Raw genomic sequence first — 20,098 nt, 5'->3', positions numbered from 1 at the left:
CCAAAAATCGGACTTTACAGTACTTTTTCGAAGTAGTGCTTAGTATCACCCAATAGGTGGCAATTCCCTACCTGCGGCTCGAAAAAATAGCCAGCGTGTTCGTACTCGACCATTTTCTCAAAAAGTACTGACAACCGCACTTTTTGGGCAGGCACCTTTGGGTGAGGCCCTGCTATCCCAGCACGTCGCGGATTGCAGTCAGGGCTGCATCGCTGGATGACGCCCAACTGCCCTGAACCAGCTGGGCTTTTCCGCCGCCACGGCCATCAAGCCTGCGGTTAAGCTCCTTGCATGCTGGTCTCAGGTCAGCATCAGTAGACGCAATCACATACGCAAGCCGGGGGCAATCTTCAACGGGCGAAATGCCAGCGCAAACTGTTGCGTCCGTGCGCTCGAGGACTTGCTCGCACAGGTAGCGGAGGTCCTCAACGTCCAGCTCGGGAAGGCAGCACACAGCCAGCGACCCCTCGGGTGCCAACGTTGCCACATACTGGTCAATCTGCTTGCGACCAGCTTGCTTGAGCTGGTGCTTGAGGTCATCCCTTTCGGTAGAGAGGCGACGTACCGCCTCGGGAACCTCCTCGTCTCCAACCGTGAGGAAGTTGCTGGTGTCACGTAGTGCCGCCATGGCAGCCTCGCATGCCTCCAACGCGCGGCGGCCGCAAAGTAGCTCAAGGCGGGTCCGCTTCTTCTTGGTGGTCACCCGCAAGATCTTGATGAGCCCCACCTGACCGGTGGAAGACACATGCGTGCCGCAGCAGGCGCAGGAGTCCACGCCGGCAATCCTCACCACGCGAATCTGGCCGTCGTGGTCCTTCTTACTGCGGTAGTCCATTTCAGCAAGCTCGGCGGGAGAGGGGAGAAGCGCCTCTACGCTCACGTCCTCGCGAATTGCCGCATTGGCGCGCCGCTCTACGTCGAGCGCGTCATCGGACGTGAGGACGCCGTCAAAGTCGACCTCGATGCAGCGCTCGCCCATGTGAAAGCCAACGTTGTTGTAGCCAAAGAGGGCATGTACGATGCCCGAGACAATGTGCTCGCCGGTGTGTGCATCCATGTTGTCGCGCCGCCAGGTCCAGTCAAGGCAGCCATGGACGCTAGCACCAACGGGAAGCGAAATGTCCGAGAGATGGATAACCTCGCCCGCGCCCTCTCCGGGTACCGCCTCGCGCACGTGGGCCACAACCTGGCCTTCATCCGTACCAACGCTCAACGTGCCCCTATCGCCCGGCTGTCCGCCGCCTGTGGGATAAAACGCGGTCTGGTCAAGCTCGATTGCAAACCCCTCATCTGCAGGCTCGCAGGACACAACAGAGGCATCGAACTCTCGCGTGTAGGGCTCCCGATAGTAAAGCTCATCAAAGGTTTCCATGACTCAATGCCTCCATGCACTGGCACGTAATGCGCGTTTTCCTCACAGCGGCCCATGATAGGCGCAATTGGGATGAAGACGGTCCTGGATGCCGACTCTTTCGTTTTGCGTCACACAGATTCAGCGGCAGACGCCTGTCCGATGACACGGGCATGGTTACATGGTTGATACAAAAAAGCTCCGCCGATCACACACAGCGCTAGCATGGATGCATCTAAGGAACCCAAAGCTCAAACGCGGAGGCAGAGATGGACGAAAAGGCGCTTGCGCAAAGCATTCTCGAACTCGTTGGTGGTCCAAGCAACGTAGAAGGTGTGACGCATTGCGCAAGCAGACTGCGATTCACACTCAAGGATGCCGGTAGGGCAGACGCCGATAAGCTCAAGGCAACGGAGGGCATCCTCGGCGTAGTCGAGAAGGGCGGACAGCTCCAGGTGGTCATCGGCCCGACTGTCGAGACCGTATACACGCCGCTTGTGGGCCTTCTCGACGCCTCGGCCCCGCAAGCACCAGAAGAGCCCACGCCTGCCGAGAAAGACCACCGCTCGGTGATGGCGAGGATCTTCGACTACATCTCTGGCGCTCTCACGCCGCTTCTGCCCATTTTTGCTGGTGCTGGCATCCTTACAGCCGTGCTCATCATTCTTGCGGGACTTGGCGTCTGTCCCGCTGATAGCGGCCAGTTTGCCGTCTGGTATGCCGCCGGTCACGCGATCTTCTACTTCCTGCCAATCTTTGTTGGCTTCTATGCGGCCAAGAAGCTAGGCGTTACGCCCCTCGTTGGCGCAATTATCGGCGCTGCGCTCCTTGAACCCAACTTCACAGCGCTTCAGACCGGCGACCCCAAGAGCTTCTTCTCGATCCCCATTGTTGCCGTGGACTACTCGGCAACCATCGTTCCGAGCCTCCTCGCCGTGTGGGTCACAAGCTTCCTCGAGCGCTTCCTCAACGCCCATCTGGCCAAAAACCTACGGAGCTTCCTCGTTCCCGCAATTGACCTGGCTGTGATGGTACCCCTCACCGCGCTGGTCCTCGGCCCCATCGGCAACGCCGTCGCAAATGGCGCAGGCGCCGCCATCAACTACCTCGTGAGCGCCAATATGGTTGTCGCTGGCATCGTGATGGGCGGGTTCTGGGGCCTTCTCGTTATCTTTGGCGTGCACTGGGCAATCATCCCCATCATCCTTGCAAACCTCAACGCCAACGGCGGAGACCCGATCTTTGCCCTTGCTGCAGCCAGCGTCTTTGCATGCCTTGGCGTGAGCTTCGGCGTCTTCCTGCGCACCAAAGACAAGGACTACAAGACCCTCGTTGGCTCCTACCTCATCTCTGGCATTCTCTCTGGCGTTAACGAACCCCTCATCTATGGCGTCATCATGAGGTACCGCAAGCTCATCCCCATGGTTGTTGTGGCGGGAGCGATTGGCGGGGCCGTTGGCGGCATTGGCAATGTTCAGCTCATTGTCTTCAACTTCCTGGTCAACGTGTTCACGCTTGCCTCGTTTGCACCAATTGGATGGTTCCTGGCAGAGGCGGCAGTAAGCTTTGTCATTGCGCTTGTGCTCGTGCTTGCCTTTGGGTTTGAAAGCAAGGGCGATGCTGCCGAGCAGAGAGCGGAGCAAACGGCGACAAAGGCAGCCTAAGATGCACGTTACTTACGCTCAGCAGGACATAACCCCGGCCGTCCCTTGCCCTATGGACGGCTACGGCCGGCGAGAGGCCACAGGAGTTCATGACAACATCACCGTACGCTGCGTGCTTATCTCCGATGGGGAGGGGCAACTGTTTCGCCAGTTCTGCCTTTGCGTTGCGGACATCTTCTTCCTCGAGCCGTCACTTGCGGAGGAGGCTCGGCAGGCAATTACCTCGCGCACAGGTCTTCCCAAAGACAACGTGCACGTGGCCGCAATCCACACCCACTCTGGCCCAAAGGTAAGCAGGCTCGCAGACTCAGGGTGTCCACCAGATCCTTCGTTCATCGAGGCGCTTCTCGACGCGATGGCCGCAAGTGCCGAGAAGTGCAAGGATCAGCAGGAAGGCCAGGGGAACGCAACAGCTCGGCTTGGTACGTGCGACCTCTCAGGGCTCTTTACAAACCGTAACGGTGCCAGCGCCGGTTGCGACACAACCGGAACCGTCCTCAGCCTTACCTCGGCTGACGGTTCCCAGCGCGTCGACATCCTCCACGTTGCCTGTCATCCCACTGTGCTCCATGGGGAGAACCACCTGCTTTCCACGGATTACGTAGGGGCTCTACGCGTAAAGTACGAGAAGCTTACTGGTTCGCATGCGATTGTCCTCGTTGGCGACGCCGGAGATTCAAGCACGAGGTTCACGCGGCGCGGCGAGGGCTTCGACGAGGTTGAGCGCATTGGCGGAGAGATTGGTCGGCGCTTTGCCGCTGCAACGTTGCAAACCGCCTCGATTGCACTTGGGGACACCAGAGAGGTGCCTGTGCATCTCGACTACGTGCCGGCAGAGGACGAGACGCTCCTCTCTGCCCGTCGCATGCTCACTGGACTTCTCAAAGACCCAGCTGCTGCCAAGGCTTCTGGCATTGCCACCCGAGAGGACGACCTTCGTCAGATGCTTGGCATGGTTGAGGCAAAGCTGGCAATACCCCGGATTTGCCTCGATGCCACGGCCACGCTAGTCGACCTTGGATGCGTGAGGCTTGCCCTTGTTCCCTCTGAGGTCGTCTTCTCTTTTGGAAAGCAGCTGAGAGATGCCTCGACCGCCCCCTTGCTGGTATGCGGCTATGTCGACGGCTATCTTGGCTATGCGGTGGACCTCTCCGAGTACGGCAGGTACTTCGAGAGCTACATCACGGTTTTTCCCAAGGGCGCCGCGGATGAGTGGTTCTCTCGCATGGCGGCGGCACTTCACAGCTAAGGTTTAGCGCTACTTGGCCGGCATGGCAGCCTCGCTCGTGCGCTTGCTTTCACGCTCCTCGGCAGAAAGCTCATGCAGGATTGACCACGCCATGGGGATGGTCACCAAAAACGTGATGATATCGGTTACGGGCTGCGCCAGCTGGACGCCGAGAAGCCCCAGCAGGGGCGGTAGCACCAGCACCACGGGGCCAAGAACAAGGCCCAGCCTGCAAGCGCCAAGGATGGTTGCCCGCCACATGCGGCCGGTCGTCTGAAGCAGGAAGTTGGTGATCATCGCGGTGCCGGTGAGCGGGAGCGTGAAGCTCTCCACGCGCAAGGCGAGCGTACCTATATCGACAACCTCGGTGTCGCTCGAAAAGAGCCCCACAAGCTGCGGTGCCAGGGCAAAGGTCACAACGCCTACCAGGGCTACGGCAATGAATGCCGTGCGCACCGCAAAGTGGTAGCCAGCCCTAATGCGCTCGTAGAGCTTGGCGCCGTAGTTGTAGCCAACCACCGGCTGAAAGCCCTGGCCAAAGCCAATCTGAACGTAGTTGCCAATGCTCGTGATGCGTTGCACCACGGCGAGCGCGGCTATCGCTGCGTCGCCAAAGGGACGCGCCGCCTCGTTGAGGAGCGTGGTAGCCACACCGAGCATGCACTGGCGCACAAAGGAGGGAAGACCGCCGTTCACGATCTTGGTGACCATGGCGCGAGCGGGCCTTCTCAGCCACTTGGGCGAGAGGGGCGTTATCCCCACATGTTGGATCTGCCAGACAAGAATGCAAAAGCTGATGAACTGGCAGATCACCGTAGAGGTGGCGCTGCCTGCTATGCCCAGACCAGCCCCATAGATGAGGAGCGGCTCAAGGCCAATGTTGATGAGGGCGCCTGTCATGATGGCAATCATGGAATGGAGCGCCTCTCCCTCGAAGCGCAACTGCATGTTGAGCATGAGCGAACTGCACATGAAGGGTGCGCCCAGAAGAATGATGCCCACGAAGGTCTTGGCGTAGGGGAGGATGGTCTCGGTCGAACCTGCCACCAGGCAGATGGGCTCGATGAGGATGTTGCCCACAATGGCGATGAGCGTGCCGAGAAGAAGCGTGGTCGCTAGGCCATTGGTTGCCATGATGCAGGCGCGTTCCCGCTCCTTTGCGCCCAGATAGCGCGAGATTGCGTTGCCGGTGCCCTGTCCCATGCCAAAGCCTACGGCCTGGATGGCGGTCATGACTACGAACGAGATGCCAATGGCGCCTTCGGCGGAGGTCCCAAGCGATCCCACAAAGAAGGTGTCGCAGAGGTTGTAGATGCTGGTCACAAGGTTGGAGACGATCGAGGGAGCGGCAAGCGTGAGGATGAGGGGCTTTACGGGCTCCTCAGTCATCTGCCGATACTTTGCTGTTGCTGTGTCTTCCTTACTCCCCATGCGTTGTATGGTAGTACCTGCGGATGGCGCTAAACAATCGGCGAGCGGCATCGTCTTTAAGTAGACATAAAGGGGGTTTGTTGGTGGCAGGCGAGAACAGCATGGACTGGGAAGAAGGAGCCATGGTCCGCGCTCGCGAAGCGCTGCGCACCTACTTTGGCTATGACTCCTTTCGTCCCGGGCAGGAGGAGGTCATCTCGTCGATTCTCTCTGGTCGCGACGCGCTTGCCGTCATGCCTACGGGAGCCGGTAAGTCCATCTGCTACCAGATTCCGGCGGTACTTCTCGGCGGGCTTACGCTTGTGGTGTCGCCGCTCATCTCGCTCATGGGCGACCAGGTGCGTTCGCTCAAGGAGGCGGGCATCCGGGGTTCCTACCTCAACTCCACGCTCACACCTCGCCAGCAGGAGGTCGTGATGGCACGCGCCATAGCCGGCTGGTACGACATCATGTACGTTGCGCCGGAACGCCTTGCTGACCAGCGCTTCATTGCCTTTGCGCGCCAGGTGCGCGTGCCGCTTGTTGCCGTTGACGAGGCGCACTGCGTGAGCCAGTGGGGACAGGACTTTCGCCCGGCCTACCGAGGCATCCCCGCCTTTGTCAACCAGCTGCCACAACGTCCCGTTGTCTGCGCTCTCACGGCAACCGCCACGGCGCGGGTGCGGCAGGATGTCTCGCGCCTGCTTGACCTGCGCAACCCCGCCATCCAGGTGAACGGTTTCGACCGGCCCAACTTGTGTCTCTCGTCTTTTGAACTTACACCAAAGGAGCGCACTCGCTGGCTTCTGGGCTACCTTTCGACGCACCCAACATGGTCCGGCATTGTCTATGCGACCACCCGCAAGAAGGTGGACGAGCTGGCGGAGACCCTGCGCGCCGCGGGAATAACCGCAGCGAGCTACCACGCGGGCATGGAGATCGACGAGCGCGCGGCCTCGCAGGAGGCCTTCGTGCGCGACGAGGCGCGCGTCATGGTTGCTACCAACGCGTTTGGCATGGGCATCGACAAGTCCGACGTGCGCTTCGTCGTGAACTGTGGGTTGCCCCTCTCGCTGGAGGAGTACTACCAAGAGGCGGGACGCGCCGGTCGCGATGGCGAGCCGGCAGAGTGCTACCTCCTGTGGAGCCGCGGTGACATACGCACGTGCCACTTCTTCATTGACAACACCGAGTTCCCACCCGAGACCCCACAGGCCGAGAGGAAGACGCTGCTACGCAACAGGGAGCGGCTCCTCTCGTCCATGATTGGCTATGCGATGAGCGACTCGTGCCTTCGCGCACGAGTGCTGCGCTACTTTGGCCAGGATGCGTCGACGCTTGGGGCAGGTGTTGTCCCGGCTGGTTGCGGAGGCTGCTCCGTGTGCCTGGGCACCTCCGCAGACAAGTACCTGCGTGCCGCACGACCTCGCAGAGCCTTTGGCGCCGCGGGATCTAGCAGTTATCGTACGTGCGAGCTTCCTAGTGAGGCGGAGGTCACCGACGAGGACGAGTGCCTCTTCCAGCGCCTGCGCGCACTGCGAAAGCAGCTTGCGGGCGAGTTCCGCATCCCTCCCTACATGGTCTTCTCGGACGCAACCCTGCGCGCTATGGTGCGACGCCGCCCCACGAGCGAGGAGGAGCTGCTTCAGGTTTCCGGCGTAGGACGTGCCAAGCTCCAACGATACGGCGACGCTTTCCTCGAGGAGATCAACCGGTGGTAGATGGTCGTGATTGAAACAAGAGCAATGCTGCGGTGTTCACCACTCACGGGCAATCGCCAAAGTGGTCATTTTGGCAAGAGTTGCAACATTAACCGCCCTCCGGCGACAAATAATCGCCGGAGGGCGCTGAGTGACGGAAAATGCAATAAACCTGTCCTTCCGGCGACGAGCACAAACATCGCCGAAGCCATCATCATCCCGTTATAGTAACGGTTCCATCCTCGGTCACGCTCACGTCCATGCCGTCATGCACGTAGTCGAGAAACTCGTCGCCCAACTGGTCAACCACGACAAACGGGTGCTCCGTCCAGTTCTTGGAAAGTATGGCTCCCGCTGCCGCAATGGGGTCGATGGGCTTCGAGAAAAGCATGCATGCCGGACCCGCGCCCATATCGCACGCGCACATGAGGACCATGCCGCCCGTGGTGGAGCCTATGGTCTGCGGCAGGCAGATTGCTGCCCCCTGGAGCGGCTTCTTATAGAGGTCGGGGTTGTTCTGGTCGGAGCAGGGCGCCTTTACGTTCTTTAGGATGAGCGGCTGCTGGTAGCTTGCCAGCGTGTTGAAGCCACCATGGCTTACCAGAGCCTTTGCGCTCACGGCACCGCCAACAACGACGCGCCCCCTGAAGGTCTTCTCAGCCATTAGTCGATCCTTCCCCTCGCGATGATGCGAAGCAGGTCGTCCTCGTCAAAGTAGCGCGCGCTCGTGTACGTGCGCAGCTTGTTGGAGCACGTCACTACCGGCAGGTCCGTTGCGGGGTTATCCATGTACATGAGCGGGCAGATGTAGGTGAGCTTGGTGCCTGTGGCCAGGAGCTTGCGCTTCTCTGGCGTGCCGTCAAAGGCTGCAAGCACATCGGGTGCGCTCGAGACAACCGTGGGCACCGCAACGCGCGTGCGCCCCTCGCGGGCGAGGGCCTCGGGAATGCGATGCGCCCAGTCCTTGAGTTGGTCAAGCGAGCAGTGCGGGCAGCCGATGAACGCCAGACGCGGGCGGGCGTCGGGCTTCTTCCAGATGTTGGGGTAGCTCGCTTTCACGCGCTCAAGTTCCGCATCGTCGATCACATAGTGCTTCGTGCCCTCTGCGATGAGGGACTCGCCCATGTCTGCCGCCTCGGGCGTGATGCCTGCCACGTGGTAGAGGCCCACGGCGCCGTTTGACGCCGTGGCGGCCCCCATGTCCTTGAGGTAGGCCTTTGCGGCATCGTCAAGCGTGCAGCCCAGCCACTGGTCAAGCCCACGGATATAGGGGACCTCATCCATCACCTTCATGCCAATGGCAGAGCCCAGCACCTGCGCCTCGGGCCTCTTGGTGCACTCCACGTCCACGATCCATGTGGCCTTGCGTCCCTCATCGGTGAGCAGCCCAAACTCCGGGACCTCGCCCACGATGTTGCCAAAGAGATCGATAAATCCGCTGTTCCGGTTGCACCGCGCGCCCAGGACAGAGTTGGCATAGACCACGGCGGAGGACTCGGCCCAGCTCAGGACGTCGCCGCGCTTTGGGGCGTTGCCAACCTCGGGCAGGTAGCAGGCGCAGGTGAAGGCGTTCTCGTCCTTGAGGCCAACGGCACGCAGCTGGCGCTCGTAAGCGTCCTGCTTACCATACGTAACCGCTCCCACGACCTTCTGGACCACGCTAGCAGGGACATCTGCGTTGTCGATGGGACGCGGGTCTACAGTGAAGGGCTCCTTGGTCTTAAGCCCGGCCTTGATGAGCTCGTCCATGAGGCGGAAGTTCGCCTCGAGGATCGAGATGCCAAAGCTGGTCACCAGGTGACCAGGCGCCGTCACCTTGACCATGCGCGTGGCGCCAAAGGCCTCTCCGTACTCAACGAGCGTTCTCATTACCTTGGCAAGCGTCTCTCCCTGCTTGCCATCGAGGATGTCACGCTCCTCCTGGGTCAGCTCCATGGGCTGACCTCCCTTCCTTCTCGTGATTCCCCCAACTAAACGCGCGAAGCAGCCTCGTAGGCACGCCAAATGACCGAGCGCAAGTTGCCTACGCCGGCGCAGTCGCCAACAAGCTGAACGTGGCGACCGTTTGGCTGCGAAACGGGATCGGGCGTGTAGCCAACGGCGCTCACAACCGAGTCGCACGTGATGCGCTCGAGCGTGCCGTCCTTGTGGGAGATCTGCACCCAGTCTTCGCCAATGGCGCGCACCGTGGACTCCAGATAGACGGGAACCTTCTTCCAGGCAAAGAACTCGCGGAGGTAGCTTGAGTTGGCAAGGCACACACCGTCCTGCGCCACCAGGTCGTCCTTCATCTCCACAATGACTGGCTGCTTGCCGGAGAGGTAAAGTTCGAGCGCCACCTCGCAGCCGGTGAGGCCGCCGCCAATAACCACTACGCGCTGACCAACTTTGGCGCCATCGAGGTAGTCAAGGGCGTCCATCGCGCGCTCGAAGCCCTGGACAGGCAGGCGCTTGGGCGTGGCGCCGGTGGCCACGATGGCATAGTCCTCGTCAAGCTCCTGCACGTCGATGACCTCGCGGTTGTAGTGGATCTCGACGCCAAGCTCCTTCATCTGCCGCTCGTACCAGGCGAGAAGGTCGCGGAGCTTGCCCTTGAAGCTCGCGGACGCGGCCTCGCGGAAGACGCCGCCCAGATGTTCTGACTGCTCGTAGATGACGGGCCAGTGGCCGCGAAGCGCGAGCACGCGCGCAGCCTCCATGCCGCCGATGCCGCCACCCACCACGGCGACGCGCCGGGGCGTGGTGGTGGGGCGGATGTGGTGCTTCTCGTACTGCATGGTCTCAGGGTTCACCGCGCAACGCGAGAGATGCAGCGAGTCCTCGAGCGTCTGCGTGTTTGCGTGCCCCTTGTAGTGGCACATGTTGAAGCAGCCGTTGTGGCAGCAGATGCAGGGGCGAATGTCCTTCTCGCGCCCCTCGACAAGCTTGGTGACCCACTCGCCGTCGGCCAGGAACTGGCGAGCAAAGCCCACTGCGTCAAGCTTGCCCTCGGCCACGGCCTGTGCGCCCACATAGGGGTCCATGCGGCCAGCACACACCACGGGAACGTCTACAAAGCCCTTGATGTGCTCGACGTCTGCAAGGTTGCAGTTCTCGGGCATGTAGATGGGCGGGTGAGCCCAGTACCAGGCGTCGTAGGTGCCGTTGTCGCAGTTGAGCATTGCGTAGCCCTCGTCGGTGAGGTAGCGCGCGGCCCATTCGGACTCCTCCATAGTGCGCCCCACCTCGACGTAGTCCTCGCCGGGGAGCGCCCCCTCGCGGAAGCCCTTGGTGCGGCTCACCACCGAGTAGCGAAGCGACACGGGGAAGTCCCCGCCTGCTGCGTCGTGGATGGCGTGGACAATGCGCACCGGGAAGCGGTAGCGGTTCTCGCGCGAGCCGCCGTAGATGTCGTTGCGGTGGTTCACGTAGGGGAGGGTGAACTGGTCGAGAAGGTAGCCCTCGTGGACGGCGTGCACCTCCACGCCGTCCACGCCGGCATCACGCAGCATCTTTGCGCAGGTGGCAAACGCCTCCACAAGCCGGTCGATCTCACCGATGGTCATCTCGCGTGAGGGGACCTTGTCCGACCAACGGTTGGGCGAGGGGGACGCTGTGGCGCAGATCTTGTCCAGGTCCAGGAAGGGCTTTGACAGCGCGCGCAGCAGCGGGTTGGTGTAGAGCTCCTCCATGGAGTCAGACACCGTGAAGCTGCGTCCAAAGCCAGCCGTGAGCTGCACGAACATCTTGGCTCCCGTGGCGTGCAGCTCCTCCATGAAGGGCTTGAGCTCCTCGTACATGGTGCGGTTCTGGTCTAGCCACTGGCCGCCGATGGGGTTGTAAACGGGCTGGCAGCCGGGAAGGAGTAGCCCCACGTTATTCTGCGCGCGCTCCATGAGGAAGCGGGCGCCGTCCCGGTCGAAGTGGTTTCTCTCCATCCACCCAAAGATGTTGGTACCGCCCATGGACGTCATGACGATGCGGTTCTTGATCTCGCAGCCGTCGATGCTCCACGGAGTGAACAGTGGTTCAAGCCTTGAATCCATTTCCTGCCCTCTCTCTTAGCGTGTGCCCATCATAGTGCGCCTTATGTGTGCGAGAACCGCCAAAAGGACTCGCTGCCGATTAGCGCACGGAGCTCCTCCTCGCTCCCAACCTCCCAAGTTGGGGAGACCCCCCTTGCGTCCTGCGGCCGCATACGCCCACGACGGTTGAACCATACGCACGGCATCCCCGCCGCACATGCACCCACGACGTCCGTGTCCCAGGCATCACCAACATAGATGCAGCGACCGGGCGTTGTACCAAGGTGGTCGCATGCGTAGTCAAAGAGCGCCGGGTCGGGCTTTGCCAGGCCCACGGCCTGTGAGACAAAGACGGCCCCGGGAGAGACCCATTGCGAAATGCCGAGAATTTCGAGCTTCTCGGCTTGAAGCTCCTCCCGTCCGTTTGAAATGACGCCCACGCCCAAGCGGGCACGAGCGCGACACGCGTCCAGGCAGGAAGCCATGGCAGAGGAGAGCGACATGGCCACTCCAGACTCGTCCGCGTAGACGCGCTGCGCCTCCACGGCGGTCTCGTGATTGATCGAGACGCCAAAGTCGGCAAGGGTCTGCTGCATACGCAGGGCATACTCCTCCGTAGTAGGGGTGCGCCGCGCCGAGAAGGCAGCGAAGATGGGGCCGCTATGCCTGCGGCTCGCGTCGTAGAGCGCTGCGTCCGTTGCGCCGGGAATTTCACCACAGACGCGCCTCACCGCATACGCGAAGGGCCTTGCCTGATCGTACAGGGTGTCGTCGATGTCAAAGAAGACAACGTCTACGCAGGTGTGAGCTTTGGCCCCATCGTGTCGCGCCACCTGTCCCATGGACCCTCCTCGCTCGACGCCTTTAGTCCAAGTCTAGCAGCTGACACGTGTGCGTAATTGAATTCCAGCGGATAGAACCACGCGCAAATTCCCACCGTCCGCCTAGGTTATCAAAACGTAACGGATGAAAAGACTCGTCATTTGCCGGCTATCATGTTGAAACATGAGCCGACTACAAGCCGAGCACCTGCGCGGCTGCAGCCGGGAAACCGCGATGTACCAGAATTTGGAGTGATCTACATGGCACGCGTGTACAACTTCTCCGCCGGCCCCGCCGTACTTCCGGAGGAGGTGCTTTCTCGCGCGGGTTCTGAGATCCTCGACTACCAGGGTTCCGGCATGTCCGTCATGGAGATGAGCCACAGGTCCAAGGTGTTCCAGGGCATCATCGACAAGGCCGAAGCCGACATCCGCACCCTTATGGGCATCCCCGAGAACTACAAGGTGCTGTTCCTCCAGGGTGGTGACTCGCTGCTCTTTGCGACCACCTTCATCAACCTGGCACCGCACCGCAAGGCGGACTTTGTGATTACGGGTAACTGGGCAAAGAAGGCCTATCAGGAGGCCCAGATCCTTGGCGACCCTAACGTGGTGGCAAGCTCGGCCGACAAGAACTTCACCTACATCCCTGACTGCTCGGACCTCCCCATCCGCGAGGACACCGACTACCTCTACATCTGCCAGAACAACACCATCTACGGCACGCAGTACCACACCCTGCCCAACACCAAGGGCCACACGCTCGTCTCAGACCAGAGCTCGATGTTCCTCTCCGAGCCTGTCGACGTGACCAAGTTTGGCTGCATCCACGCGGGCGTCCAGAAAAACGTTGGCCCCGCCGGCGTGCAGATTGTGATCGTGCGCGAGGACCTCATCCCCGATGACTTGCCCGGTGTTCCCACGATGCTGCGCTTCAAGACGCAGGCTGACAAGGGCTCGCTCTACAACACGCCCAACTGCTGGGGCATCTACATGTGCGGCCTGGTGTTCCAGTGGCTGCTCGAGAACGGTGGCCTTGCGGCTATGCACGAGAAGAACGCCGAGAAGGCCAAGATTCTCTACGACTACCTTGACGCCTCTGAGCTCTTCCACCCCACGGTGGCCGATACGCAGAGCCGCTCTCTTATGAACGTGCCCTTCGTCACGGGCGACAAGGACCTCGACGCCGAGTTTGTCGCCCAGGCGGCAGAGGCCGGTCTCGTGAACCTCAAGGGCCACCGCACCGTTGGCGGCATGCGCGCCTCCATTTACAACGCCATGCCCAAGGCGGGCGTCGAGGCGCTCGTGAACTTCATGGATGGCTTCGAGCGCTCCCACAAGAAGGCCTAGACCCTCTCGCCAGCGCTATTTCCACCATTCCACAACACCCAAGGAGCCATCCACATGTACAAGGTTCACTGTATGAACAACATCGCCAAGGCAGGCACCGACCGCCTTGGGGCCAACTACCAGCTCACGGACACCCTCGAGGACGCCGACGCCATCATGGTGAGGAGCGCGAGCCTCCACGAGACCCAGTTCCCCAAGGGCCTTCTCGCCATCGCACGTGCCGGTGCCGGGGTGAACAACATTCCGCTTGACCGCTGCGCTGACGAGGGCATCGTTGTCTTCAACACGCCCGGCGCCAATGCAAACGCCGTGAAGGAGCTCGTCTTTGCGGGGCTGCTGCTTGCCAGCCGCGACATCGTGGGCGGCATCGAGTGGGTGCGCGTCAACGCCGACGACCCGGATCTTGGCAAGCACGCCGAGAAGGCCAAGAAGCAGTTTGCCGGTCACGAGCTTGCGGGCAAGCGCCTGGGCGTCATTGGGCTTGGTGCCATTGGTGCGGCTGTTGCCAACACCGCCACCCGCTTTGGCATGCAGGCCGTGGGCTATGATCCGTACCTCTCGGTCTCTGCCGCGTGGAACCTCGACCGCCGCATCGAGCACGCCGACGACCTCTCCCGCCTTGTCGCGGACTGCGACTACATCACCATCCACGTGCCCGCCATGGACTCCACCAAGAACATGATCAACGCCGAGCTCATCTCGCAGATGAAGCCCGGTGCCGTGGTCCTCAACTTTGCCCGCAACACCATCGTGGATGAGCAGGCCATGGCCGCCGCCCTTGGCGAGGGCCACATCGCCCGCTACGTGACGGACTTCCCCAATCCCATCTCGGCCGACATGAAGAACGCAATCGTCCTGCCGCACCTGGGCGCCTCCACAACCGAGGCGGAGGAGAACTGCGCCGTCATGGCCGCAGAGGAGCTACGTGACTTCATCGAGAACGGCAACATCACGCACTCCGTGAACTTTGGTGCCGTTGACCTTGGCCCCATTGCCTCCGGCGAGCGCCTGGCCATCATCCACCAGAACGTGCAGGGCATGATCGGCAAGTTCTCGCAGTACCTGGCGGACTCTGGCATCAACATCGAGAACATGGCAAACAAGAGCCGCGGCACGATGGCCTACACGCTCATCGACATTGCGGGCGAGGTTCCTGCTGACGTCATCGACCACCTCTCGCAGGCCGAGGGCGTCCGTCGCATCCGAGTGATTCGTGCACAGTAACTTCTAGGGCATCTCTAGTAGCAGAAGTCGCCCCTCTCAGATGTTTCTGAGAGGGGCGTTTGCGTTACTCCATGAGTGACTGGTACTCAGCGGCTACGGCATCGAATTCCGTGTCGTCCTCGATGGGGACAATGTCGTTGGTGCCATCATCATGCTCAACGTAACCGTAGAGGTAGAGCGACTTCTGGTCGCCCTCGGGCGCAAGCGCTATGTATTCCCTGCCATCGTAGGGAAATATCCCCAGCACGTCGCACTTCTCGGAGGTTCCGTCGTCGTACTCGAGCGTGATGGTCTCCGGGTCGTCGTCGGCCCAGCCGCCTTGGTCCCCGAGGCCATAGTCGTCTCCCTCAAGCTCGTCAAAGTCGAGCTCGGCGTCTTCGAAGTACTCCTCGTCTTCCGCCATGGCTACTCCTTCTTTCGGGACCGGGCGCCTCCTGCGCCCATAGACAGAGTTTATCTGCATAATCATTTCTTGAACGTGAAAGCGGCGCCTTCTCGGTGAGTAGCCCAAATTACGCCGTCTACCATGGAAAAGACAACTTTGTCAAACCGTGGGCGGTAGAAGGGAAACCATGAGCGGTATCAATGTATACGCACATTACACAAGCGAGGAAGACTACTCAGACCTCGACTATTCCGGTGCCTGCGAGCGTCTTGCGAGTGCAATAGCTTGCAAGACCATAGACCAAGGCGATGGGACCGATAGCGCTCCCTTCGAGCGCCTTCACGCGCTGGTACTCTCATCGTATCCGCACATCATGGCCGCTTCCTCCTTCGAGGAGGTGGGCAGGAACCTCCTCATCACCTGCCCGGGGACTGAGCCTTCGCTTCCCTGTGTGCTGCTCCTGGCCCACCAGGACGTGGTTCCCGTAGTCCCCGGCACCGAGAAGGACTGGCTGCATGACGCCTTTGCGGGAGAACTCGACGAGACGTTCATCTGGGGCAGGGGAGCGCTTGACATCAAGGACATGCTCATGGGCGAACTCGAGGCGCTCGAGTACCTCCTTGCGCGAGGGGAACGTCCACGTCGTACTGTCATTCTCGCCTTTGGGGCAGACGAGGAAACCTCAAGCACCGGCGCCACGGAGCTGGCCGGCCTCATCAAAGAGCGCGGCGTTCGTGCAGACTGGCTGCTCGACGAGGGCACGACAACCATTATTAACGGCGCCATGTGGGGCGCTGCCGGCCACGTCCTTACGGATGTCTGCATCTCTCAGAAAGGCTACCTTGACCTGCGGCTGGATGCGCACGGAGAGGGCGGCCACTCCTCGAACCCCTTTGGCGGGACCTCGCTTGAGCACCTTTGTGTGGCAATAGCTCGCATCGCCGAGTCACGCCCGACGCCCAAGCTCACGCCCATCGTGGAGGACACCTTCCGCACGCTTGCCCCTTACATTACCGAAGAGCCGCTTCATACGCTCGTCCAGGACGTGCATGGCAACGCAGAGAAGATCGCTGCCCTTGCTGCCACCAGGCGTGATCTCTATCCCTTCGTGGTAACCACGATGGCCGTCGACATGCTCCAGGGCGGCTCTGCCGCGCCCAACGTGATGCCAGGTGATGCGAGTGCCACCATCAACTTCCGCCTTCTGCCTGGAACCACGGCAGATGACGTGCTCGCTTGGGTCGAGCGAGCAGCGCAAGGCACCGGCGTCACTGCAACGCTCGTCCACACAACGCCGGCGGGAAGGATGGACTCCACGGACGGCCCTGGCTACGCAGAGGTCGCCGAGGCGCTTGGGCATTACTACGGCAACGTCGACGTGGTGCCATCGTTTGTCTGCGGAGGCACTGACGCCATTCGCTATGAGGCAGTCTGTGACTCGATTCTTCGCGTCATTCCCTTTAGGCCAACGCCCGAGGAGGAGGCAACGGGCGTCCATGGCGTGAACGAGCGCATCTCTCGTCGCACGTACGCACAGGGGATTCGCGTTCTCGTCCGGCTCCTGGAGAGGACCATCCTCTAAACAGACTCATCTTCGTCAATGTATCGGGGTCTGGTCAGCTTTTGGGGTCATTGGCGAAAAGGCGGAGAGCACATGCATTTGGGGTAGTATGAGGACTTCAGGGGCGTCCGCATTCTTGCGGGAGGCCGGGTTTGGATAGCGCCAGAAGGGCAATGCTGTGTCAAGAAAACTCGAGAGCTTGGGTTCCCAAATTAGGAGTGCGACTGACTCCGATGCTGAGTCAGCCCAACAAAGTGGGACCACAACCGCACCGGTTGGAACACCCGATAACCCTTCATTCAAGATTCTCACCGTCGCCAATTTCATTACGGCATGCCGCCTTGCCCTCACGATTGCCTTCCTTGTGCTCTTTGTGCAGGGCACCAACCGCGTTTTGGCTCTTAGCTTCTACGCCATCGCAGCCGTGACGGACTTCCTTGATGGCCAGATAGCGCGCCGTACCCAAACGGTGAGCTGGCTGGGTAAGGTCATGGATCCCATCATGGACCGCGTCCTGCTCTTCACGGGCGTGCTGGCCATCGTCCTTACCGGCGAGCTGCCAGTATGGGTGGCGGTGCTCGTCATTGGACGCGACTGCTACCTTGCCGTGGGCGCCCTCATTCTCCAGAAGTACCGCCGTCGCCCCGTCGACGTGGTCTACATTGGCAAGGTCACCACGGCCCTTCTCATGTTTGGTTTCTGCGACCTCCTGCTGGGCGCGCCTGTGGTGCCTGGCCTGGGGCTGGTTGATGTTGCGTGGCTTCCGGGCCTCAACGCGCAGCCGTCTGCGCTCGGCATCTTCTTTGTCTACGTGGGCCTTATCTGCTCTATAACCACTGCCGTGATGTACACGCGCGAGGGCATCCAGATCCGTCGCGAGGCTCTTGCCGAACAGGAAGGGGAGAAGAAGCAGTGACCTCTCTGCGCCATATGCCCATTGCGGCCGCACTTCTCGTCGTAGCACTGGTTTTTGCGCTGCCGCGGGTGGCACATGCCGACGATGTTTCCCTCGCAGACCCTGTCCTGAGCGAGGCCCAATGCGCCATCGTCGAGGACTCGGCCGGAAACGTTCTCTACTCGAAAAACGCTGACACGCAAATGCCCATGGCGTCCATCACCAAGGTCATGACGGCCATGGTAGCGCTTGACTCTGGCATGGACCTCGATACTCCCTGCCAGATACACGCGACCGACCTAGGCGCAGACTCCCAGACAGCCGGCTTTGTCGAGGGCGACACGCCAACGCTTCGCCAGCTTCTCCGCGTGATGCTTATCTACTCGGCAAATGACGCCGCAGAGAACATTGCCTTGAACGTAGCGGGATCCGAGGACGCCTTCGTCGAACTTATGAACGAGAAGGCCCAGGAGCTGGGCATGACCAACACCCACTTCATGAACCCGCATGGCTTGGACGAGGATGGGCACTACTCCACCGTCTCTGACCTTGCCCTCATGGGCCGCATTGCACTCTCGGAGTACCCGTTCATCGCTGGTACCGTACACACTCGATCGGTCACCGTGAGCGTGGCCGGAGCGCAGAAGACGTTCTACTCGACAGACGAGCTGTTGGGGACCTACAAGGGCATTCGCGGCATCAAGACCGGCTACGTTGCGGGAAGCGCCGCCTTCCTTGGAGCCTGCCAGCGCAATGGGGTCGAGCTCTTCACCTGCGTTTTGGGCGCACAGACCAGCTCTGGTCGCTTCACGGACACGGTGTCGCTTCTCAACTGGGCGTACTCGAACTTCAAGCAGACCTTCGTGGCAAAGAGCTCGTGGGTTGTGGGCGCGAGGCCTTATGCATGTAACTTTGCCATGACCTGCTTGGTTACCCCCACAGACGATGAGACCGCCGTCACGTGGCCGCAGGGTGGAAGCCTCTCCTTTAGCACAACGATGCTTCAGCGAAACATGGTTGTGGATGACGGCCAGCTGGTAGGTTCAACGGCATGGTCACAGGATGGCAGGTCGGCGGGAAGCGTCCACTACACGGCTCGCCTTATCTTGGACAATATTCCTCGGGTGAACGTGTTCACGTTGCCACTCTATGGGTATGCCGCTTAGTGTACGGAAATGTATCTGCACCGAAGGGGGATTTTGTGGCAAACGAGCACGAAGAGGTGAAAGGCGCTTCTCCGCATACCGTAAGGGGCGCGCTTTACGAGGAGCACCTCACCCTAGGTGCAAGCTTTGAGCGTGCGGAGGATACGGGTCTGGCATACCCAAGCTCCTATGCAGGGGAAGAGAAGCTGGAACATGCCCTTGAGGGCGCTGCCATAGCCGATCTCACCGGTGCCACGTATAGGCTTGTCTCCGGGGCTCACCCACAAGAGCTCTGCGAGGCGGCGTTCTGCGCCAAAAAGCTCCGAGTGGGCCAGTGCGCCTTTGAGCCCGCGCTCACGGGTGACGGAGCCATCACCTCCGTGCCGCTCATTGCGCGCACGGGCGCTCACGAGTACGTGCTTCTCGACCCTTCTCGTCGTGGAGCCGTAGTTGCCGGGTGGCTCACGTTTCTTTCGCAGGTAAGGAGCAACGGCAATGCGCCGTACGATGGAACCACTTTGGAGGAGGCAAGCGGAATGCTTGCCCCCGTGCTCGTCATGGGTGCCCGGGCAAACGAGCTTCTCGCAGACTATCTTCCGCAAGGCGCCCGTGCCCTTCCTGCACGTGGTGCCGTTGAGAGTGTGACACTTGATGGCCATATTCCCGCGCTTATCGCAGGCGTGCCGCTCGATACGGCTGCCGGAGTGGCCTCGTACGTGCTTCTTGTTCCTAAGGCAGCCGCCCGTGTGATGTGGAGGAGTCTTCTCTCGTTTACCTGGGTTGAGCCGGTGGGCAGGAGTGCGGTGCTTCAAGCCTGGTCAAAGCTACCTTGGTCACGCGCTCTTGACTCGACGGATGTAGTTGAGATCAGCGAGCAGGACCTGCGCACATGGGGGCTGCTTCGCCATGGCAACGACTTTGTTGGTGTGCGCGGAATACACGAGTGATAGGGGAGCGCATGAAGTACGCAATCAACGCAGCCCAGGCGCCGGATGCCTACGGTTCATGTTCCCAGGGGACAACCGCCGGCCGATTTGTCTATACCTCGGGCCAGCTTCCTGTTGCTCCAGATGGCGAGGCCATTGTGGGAACAACCGTGGCTACACAGACGTCGCGTGTCATCGACATTATCGAGGAGATTCTCGCGGAGGTGGGCTGCTCGCTCTCCGACGTTGCCCAAACCACCGTCTACCTGGCCCACATTGAAGATTTCGATGCCATGGACCAGGTCTTTGCTAAGCGCTTTACCCAACCGGCACCCTCGCGTTCCGTTGTTGCCGTGTCCGCCCTGCCCCTTGGCGCGCTCGTCGAGATGGACTGCGTGGCCTGCAGGTAAGCGGTATCATGTGAGGGTAAGGTT

Annotated in this window: 17 protein-coding genes; 10 read left to right on the top strand and 7 right to left on the bottom strand. The window is 60.9% G+C overall.

All coding sequences use genetic code 11. The features are described from left to right. Positions 1 to 172 precede the first annotated feature (172 nt). The gene (locus tag AUL39_RS04960; protein ID WP_059054318.1) at positions 173 to 1,372 is read right to left on the bottom strand and encodes an alanyl-tRNA editing protein; all 1,200 of its coding nucleotides are present in this window, start codon (positions 1,370 to 1,372) and stop codon (positions 173 to 175) included. 248 nt (positions 1,373 to 1,620) lie between these two features. On the opposite strand from AUL39_RS04960, the gene AUL39_RS04955 reads away from it, so the two are divergent. Together AUL39_RS04955 and AUL39_RS04950 are read left to right on the top strand one after the other, a co-directional pair. Further along, on the top strand, positions 1,621 to 3,015 hold the full coding sequence (locus AUL39_RS04955) for a PTS transporter subunit EIIC (RefSeq protein ID WP_059054316.1): 1,395 nt from the start codon (positions 1,621 to 1,623) through the stop codon (positions 3,013 to 3,015). 52 nt (positions 3,016 to 3,067) lie between these two features. Beyond that, a complete protein-coding gene (locus tag AUL39_RS04950; protein ID WP_160327032.1) occupies positions 3,068 to 4,264 on the top strand; it encodes a hypothetical protein in 1,197 nt (398 codons plus the stop codon). Between the two features lie 9 nt (positions 4,265 to 4,273). Here the strand turns inward: AUL39_RS04950 and AUL39_RS04945 are convergent, their stop codons facing one another. Next, positions 4,274 to 5,674, bottom strand: coding sequence for an MATE family efflux transporter (locus tag AUL39_RS04945; RefSeq protein WP_059054311.1), 1,401 nt, complete (start codon positions 5,672 to 5,674; stop codon positions 4,274 to 4,276). Positions 5,675 to 5,757: 83 nt separating this feature from the next. Between AUL39_RS04945 and AUL39_RS04940 the strand changes: the two genes are divergently transcribed. Further along, entirely contained in the window at positions 5,758 to 7,374 is a 1,617-nt protein-coding gene (locus tag AUL39_RS04940) for a RecQ family ATP-dependent DNA helicase (protein WP_235810769.1), read from the top strand. 193 nt (positions 7,375 to 7,567) lie between these two features. On the opposite strand, the gene AUL39_RS04935 is transcribed toward AUL39_RS04940, so the two are convergent. From AUL39_RS04935 to AUL39_RS04920, 4 genes are read right to left on the bottom strand one after another with little or no spacing between them, the layout of a single operon-like run. Beyond that, the gene (locus AUL39_RS04935; RefSeq protein ID WP_059054307.1) at positions 7,568 to 8,017 is read right to left on the bottom strand and encodes an aconitase X swivel domain-containing protein; all 450 of its coding nucleotides are present in this window, start codon (positions 8,015 to 8,017) and stop codon (positions 7,568 to 7,570) included. Next, a complete protein-coding gene (locus tag AUL39_RS04930; RefSeq protein WP_059054304.1) occupies positions 8,017 to 9,288 on the bottom strand; it encodes an aconitase X in 1,272 nt (423 codons plus the stop codon). Before AUL39_RS04930 ends, AUL39_RS04935 begins: the two co-directional genes overlap by 1 nt. 35 nt (positions 9,289 to 9,323) lie before the next feature. Then, positions 9,324 to 11,378, bottom strand: coding sequence for an oxidoreductase (locus tag AUL39_RS04925; RefSeq protein ID WP_059054302.1), 2,055 nt, complete (start codon positions 11,376 to 11,378; stop codon positions 9,324 to 9,326). Between the two features lie 41 nt (positions 11,379 to 11,419). Beyond that, positions 11,420 to 12,199 carry an HAD family hydrolase gene (locus AUL39_RS04920; protein WP_059054300.1) on the bottom strand — a complete coding sequence of 260 codons (780 nt, stop codon included), beginning with the start codon at positions 12,197 to 12,199 and terminating at the stop codon, positions 11,420 to 11,422. Positions 12,200 to 12,439: 240 nt separating this feature from the next. Here AUL39_RS04920 and serC point away from each other — a divergent pair, with 240 nt between their 5' ends. After that, on the top strand, positions 12,440 to 13,528 hold the full coding sequence (serC, locus tag AUL39_RS04915; RefSeq protein WP_059054298.1) for a 3-phosphoserine/phosphohydroxythreonine transaminase: 1,089 nt from the start codon (positions 12,440 to 12,442) through the stop codon (positions 13,526 to 13,528). A gap of 54 nt (positions 13,529 to 13,582) precedes the next feature. Beyond that, positions 13,583 to 14,752, top strand: coding sequence for a phosphoglycerate dehydrogenase (locus AUL39_RS04910; protein WP_059054296.1), 1,170 nt, complete (start codon positions 13,583 to 13,585; stop codon positions 14,750 to 14,752). Positions 14,753 to 14,816: 64 nt separating this feature from the next. On the opposite strand, the gene AUL39_RS10890 is transcribed toward AUL39_RS04910, so the two are convergent. Beyond that, complete coding sequence (locus AUL39_RS10890) at positions 14,817 to 15,155, bottom strand: DUF1292 domain-containing protein (protein WP_153001571.1); 339 nt, start codon at positions 15,153 to 15,155, stop codon at positions 14,817 to 14,819. Positions 15,156 to 15,324: 169 nt separating this feature from the next. Here AUL39_RS10890 and AUL39_RS04900 point away from each other — a divergent pair, with 169 nt between their 5' ends. From AUL39_RS04900 to AUL39_RS04880, 5 genes are all read left to right on the top strand, one after another. Next, positions 15,325 to 16,719, top strand: coding sequence for a M20/M25/M40 family metallo-hydrolase (locus AUL39_RS04900; protein ID WP_059054293.1), 1,395 nt, complete (start codon positions 15,325 to 15,327; stop codon positions 16,717 to 16,719). A 157-nt stretch (positions 16,720 to 16,876) separates the two neighbouring features. Next, positions 16,877 to 17,614 (top strand): CDP-alcohol phosphatidyltransferase family protein, encoded by a 738-nt coding sequence (locus tag AUL39_RS04895; protein ID WP_059054291.1) that lies wholly within the window; start codon positions 16,877 to 16,879, stop codon positions 17,612 to 17,614. Between the two features lie 68 nt (positions 17,615 to 17,682). Continuing rightward, the gene (locus AUL39_RS04890) at positions 17,683 to 18,759 is read left to right on the top strand and encodes a D-alanyl-D-alanine carboxypeptidase family protein (protein WP_235810767.1); all 1,077 of its coding nucleotides are present in this window, start codon (positions 17,683 to 17,685) and stop codon (positions 18,757 to 18,759) included. Positions 18,760 to 18,794: 35 nt separating this feature from the next. Next, the gene (locus AUL39_RS04885; protein ID WP_059054288.1) at positions 18,795 to 19,685 is read left to right on the top strand and encodes a hypothetical protein; all 891 of its coding nucleotides are present in this window, start codon (positions 18,795 to 18,797) and stop codon (positions 19,683 to 19,685) included. Between the two features lie 11 nt (positions 19,686 to 19,696). Further along, positions 19,697 to 20,074, top strand: coding sequence for a Rid family detoxifying hydrolase (locus tag AUL39_RS04880; protein WP_059054286.1), 378 nt, complete (start codon positions 19,697 to 19,699; stop codon positions 20,072 to 20,074). Positions 20,075 to 20,098: the final 24 nt, after the last annotated feature.

The organism is Tractidigestivibacter scatoligenes (assembly GCF_001494635.1).
Taxonomy (GTDB): domain Bacteria; phylum Actinomycetota; class Coriobacteriia; order Coriobacteriales; family Atopobiaceae; genus Tractidigestivibacter; species Tractidigestivibacter scatoligenes.
This window is presented reverse-complemented; position numbering and strand designations above follow the sequence as displayed.

Bases quoted from the DNA above. Each gene is read 5' to 3' on its own strand.
- AUL39_RS10890 (WP_153001571.1), bottom strand. From the start codon at position 15,155: ATGGCGGAAGACGAGGAGTACTTCGAAGACGCCGAGCTCGACTTTGAC.
- AUL39_RS04930 (WP_059054304.1), bottom strand. From the start codon at position 9,288: ATGGAGCTGACCCAGGAGGAGCGTGACATCCTCGATGGCAAGCAGGGA.
- serC (WP_059054298.1), top strand. From the start codon at position 12,440: ATGGCACGCGTGTACAACTTCTCCGCCGGCCCCGCCGTACTTCCGGAG.
- AUL39_RS04960 (WP_059054318.1), bottom strand. From the start codon at position 1,372: ATGGAAACCTTTGATGAGCTTTACTATCGGGAGCCCTACACGCGAGAG.
- AUL39_RS04920 (WP_059054300.1), bottom strand. From the start codon at position 12,199: ATGGGACAGGTGGCGCGACACGATGGGGCCAAAGCTCACACCTGCGTA.
- AUL39_RS04950 (WP_160327032.1), top strand. From the start codon at position 3,068: ATGGACGGCTACGGCCGGCGAGAGGCCACAGGAGTTCATGACAACATC.
- AUL39_RS04935 (WP_059054307.1), bottom strand. From the start codon at position 8,017: ATGGCTGAGAAGACCTTCAGGGGGCGCGTCGTTGTTGGCGGTGCCGTG.
- AUL39_RS04925 (WP_059054302.1), bottom strand. From the start codon at position 11,378: ATGGATTCAAGGCTTGAACCACTGTTCACTCCGTGGAGCATCGACGGC.
- AUL39_RS04880 (WP_059054286.1), top strand. From the start codon at position 19,697: ATGAAGTACGCAATCAACGCAGCCCAGGCGCCGGATGCCTACGGTTCA.
- AUL39_RS04910 (WP_059054296.1), top strand. From the start codon at position 13,583: ATGTACAAGGTTCACTGTATGAACAACATCGCCAAGGCAGGCACCGAC.
- AUL39_RS04945 (WP_059054311.1), bottom strand. From the start codon at position 5,674: ATGGGGAGTAAGGAAGACACAGCAACAGCAAAGTATCGGCAGATGACT.
- AUL39_RS04955 (WP_059054316.1), top strand. From the start codon at position 1,621: ATGGACGAAAAGGCGCTTGCGCAAAGCATTCTCGAACTCGTTGGTGGT.
- AUL39_RS04900 (WP_059054293.1), top strand. From the start codon at position 15,325: ATGAGCGGTATCAATGTATACGCACATTACACAAGCGAGGAAGACTAC.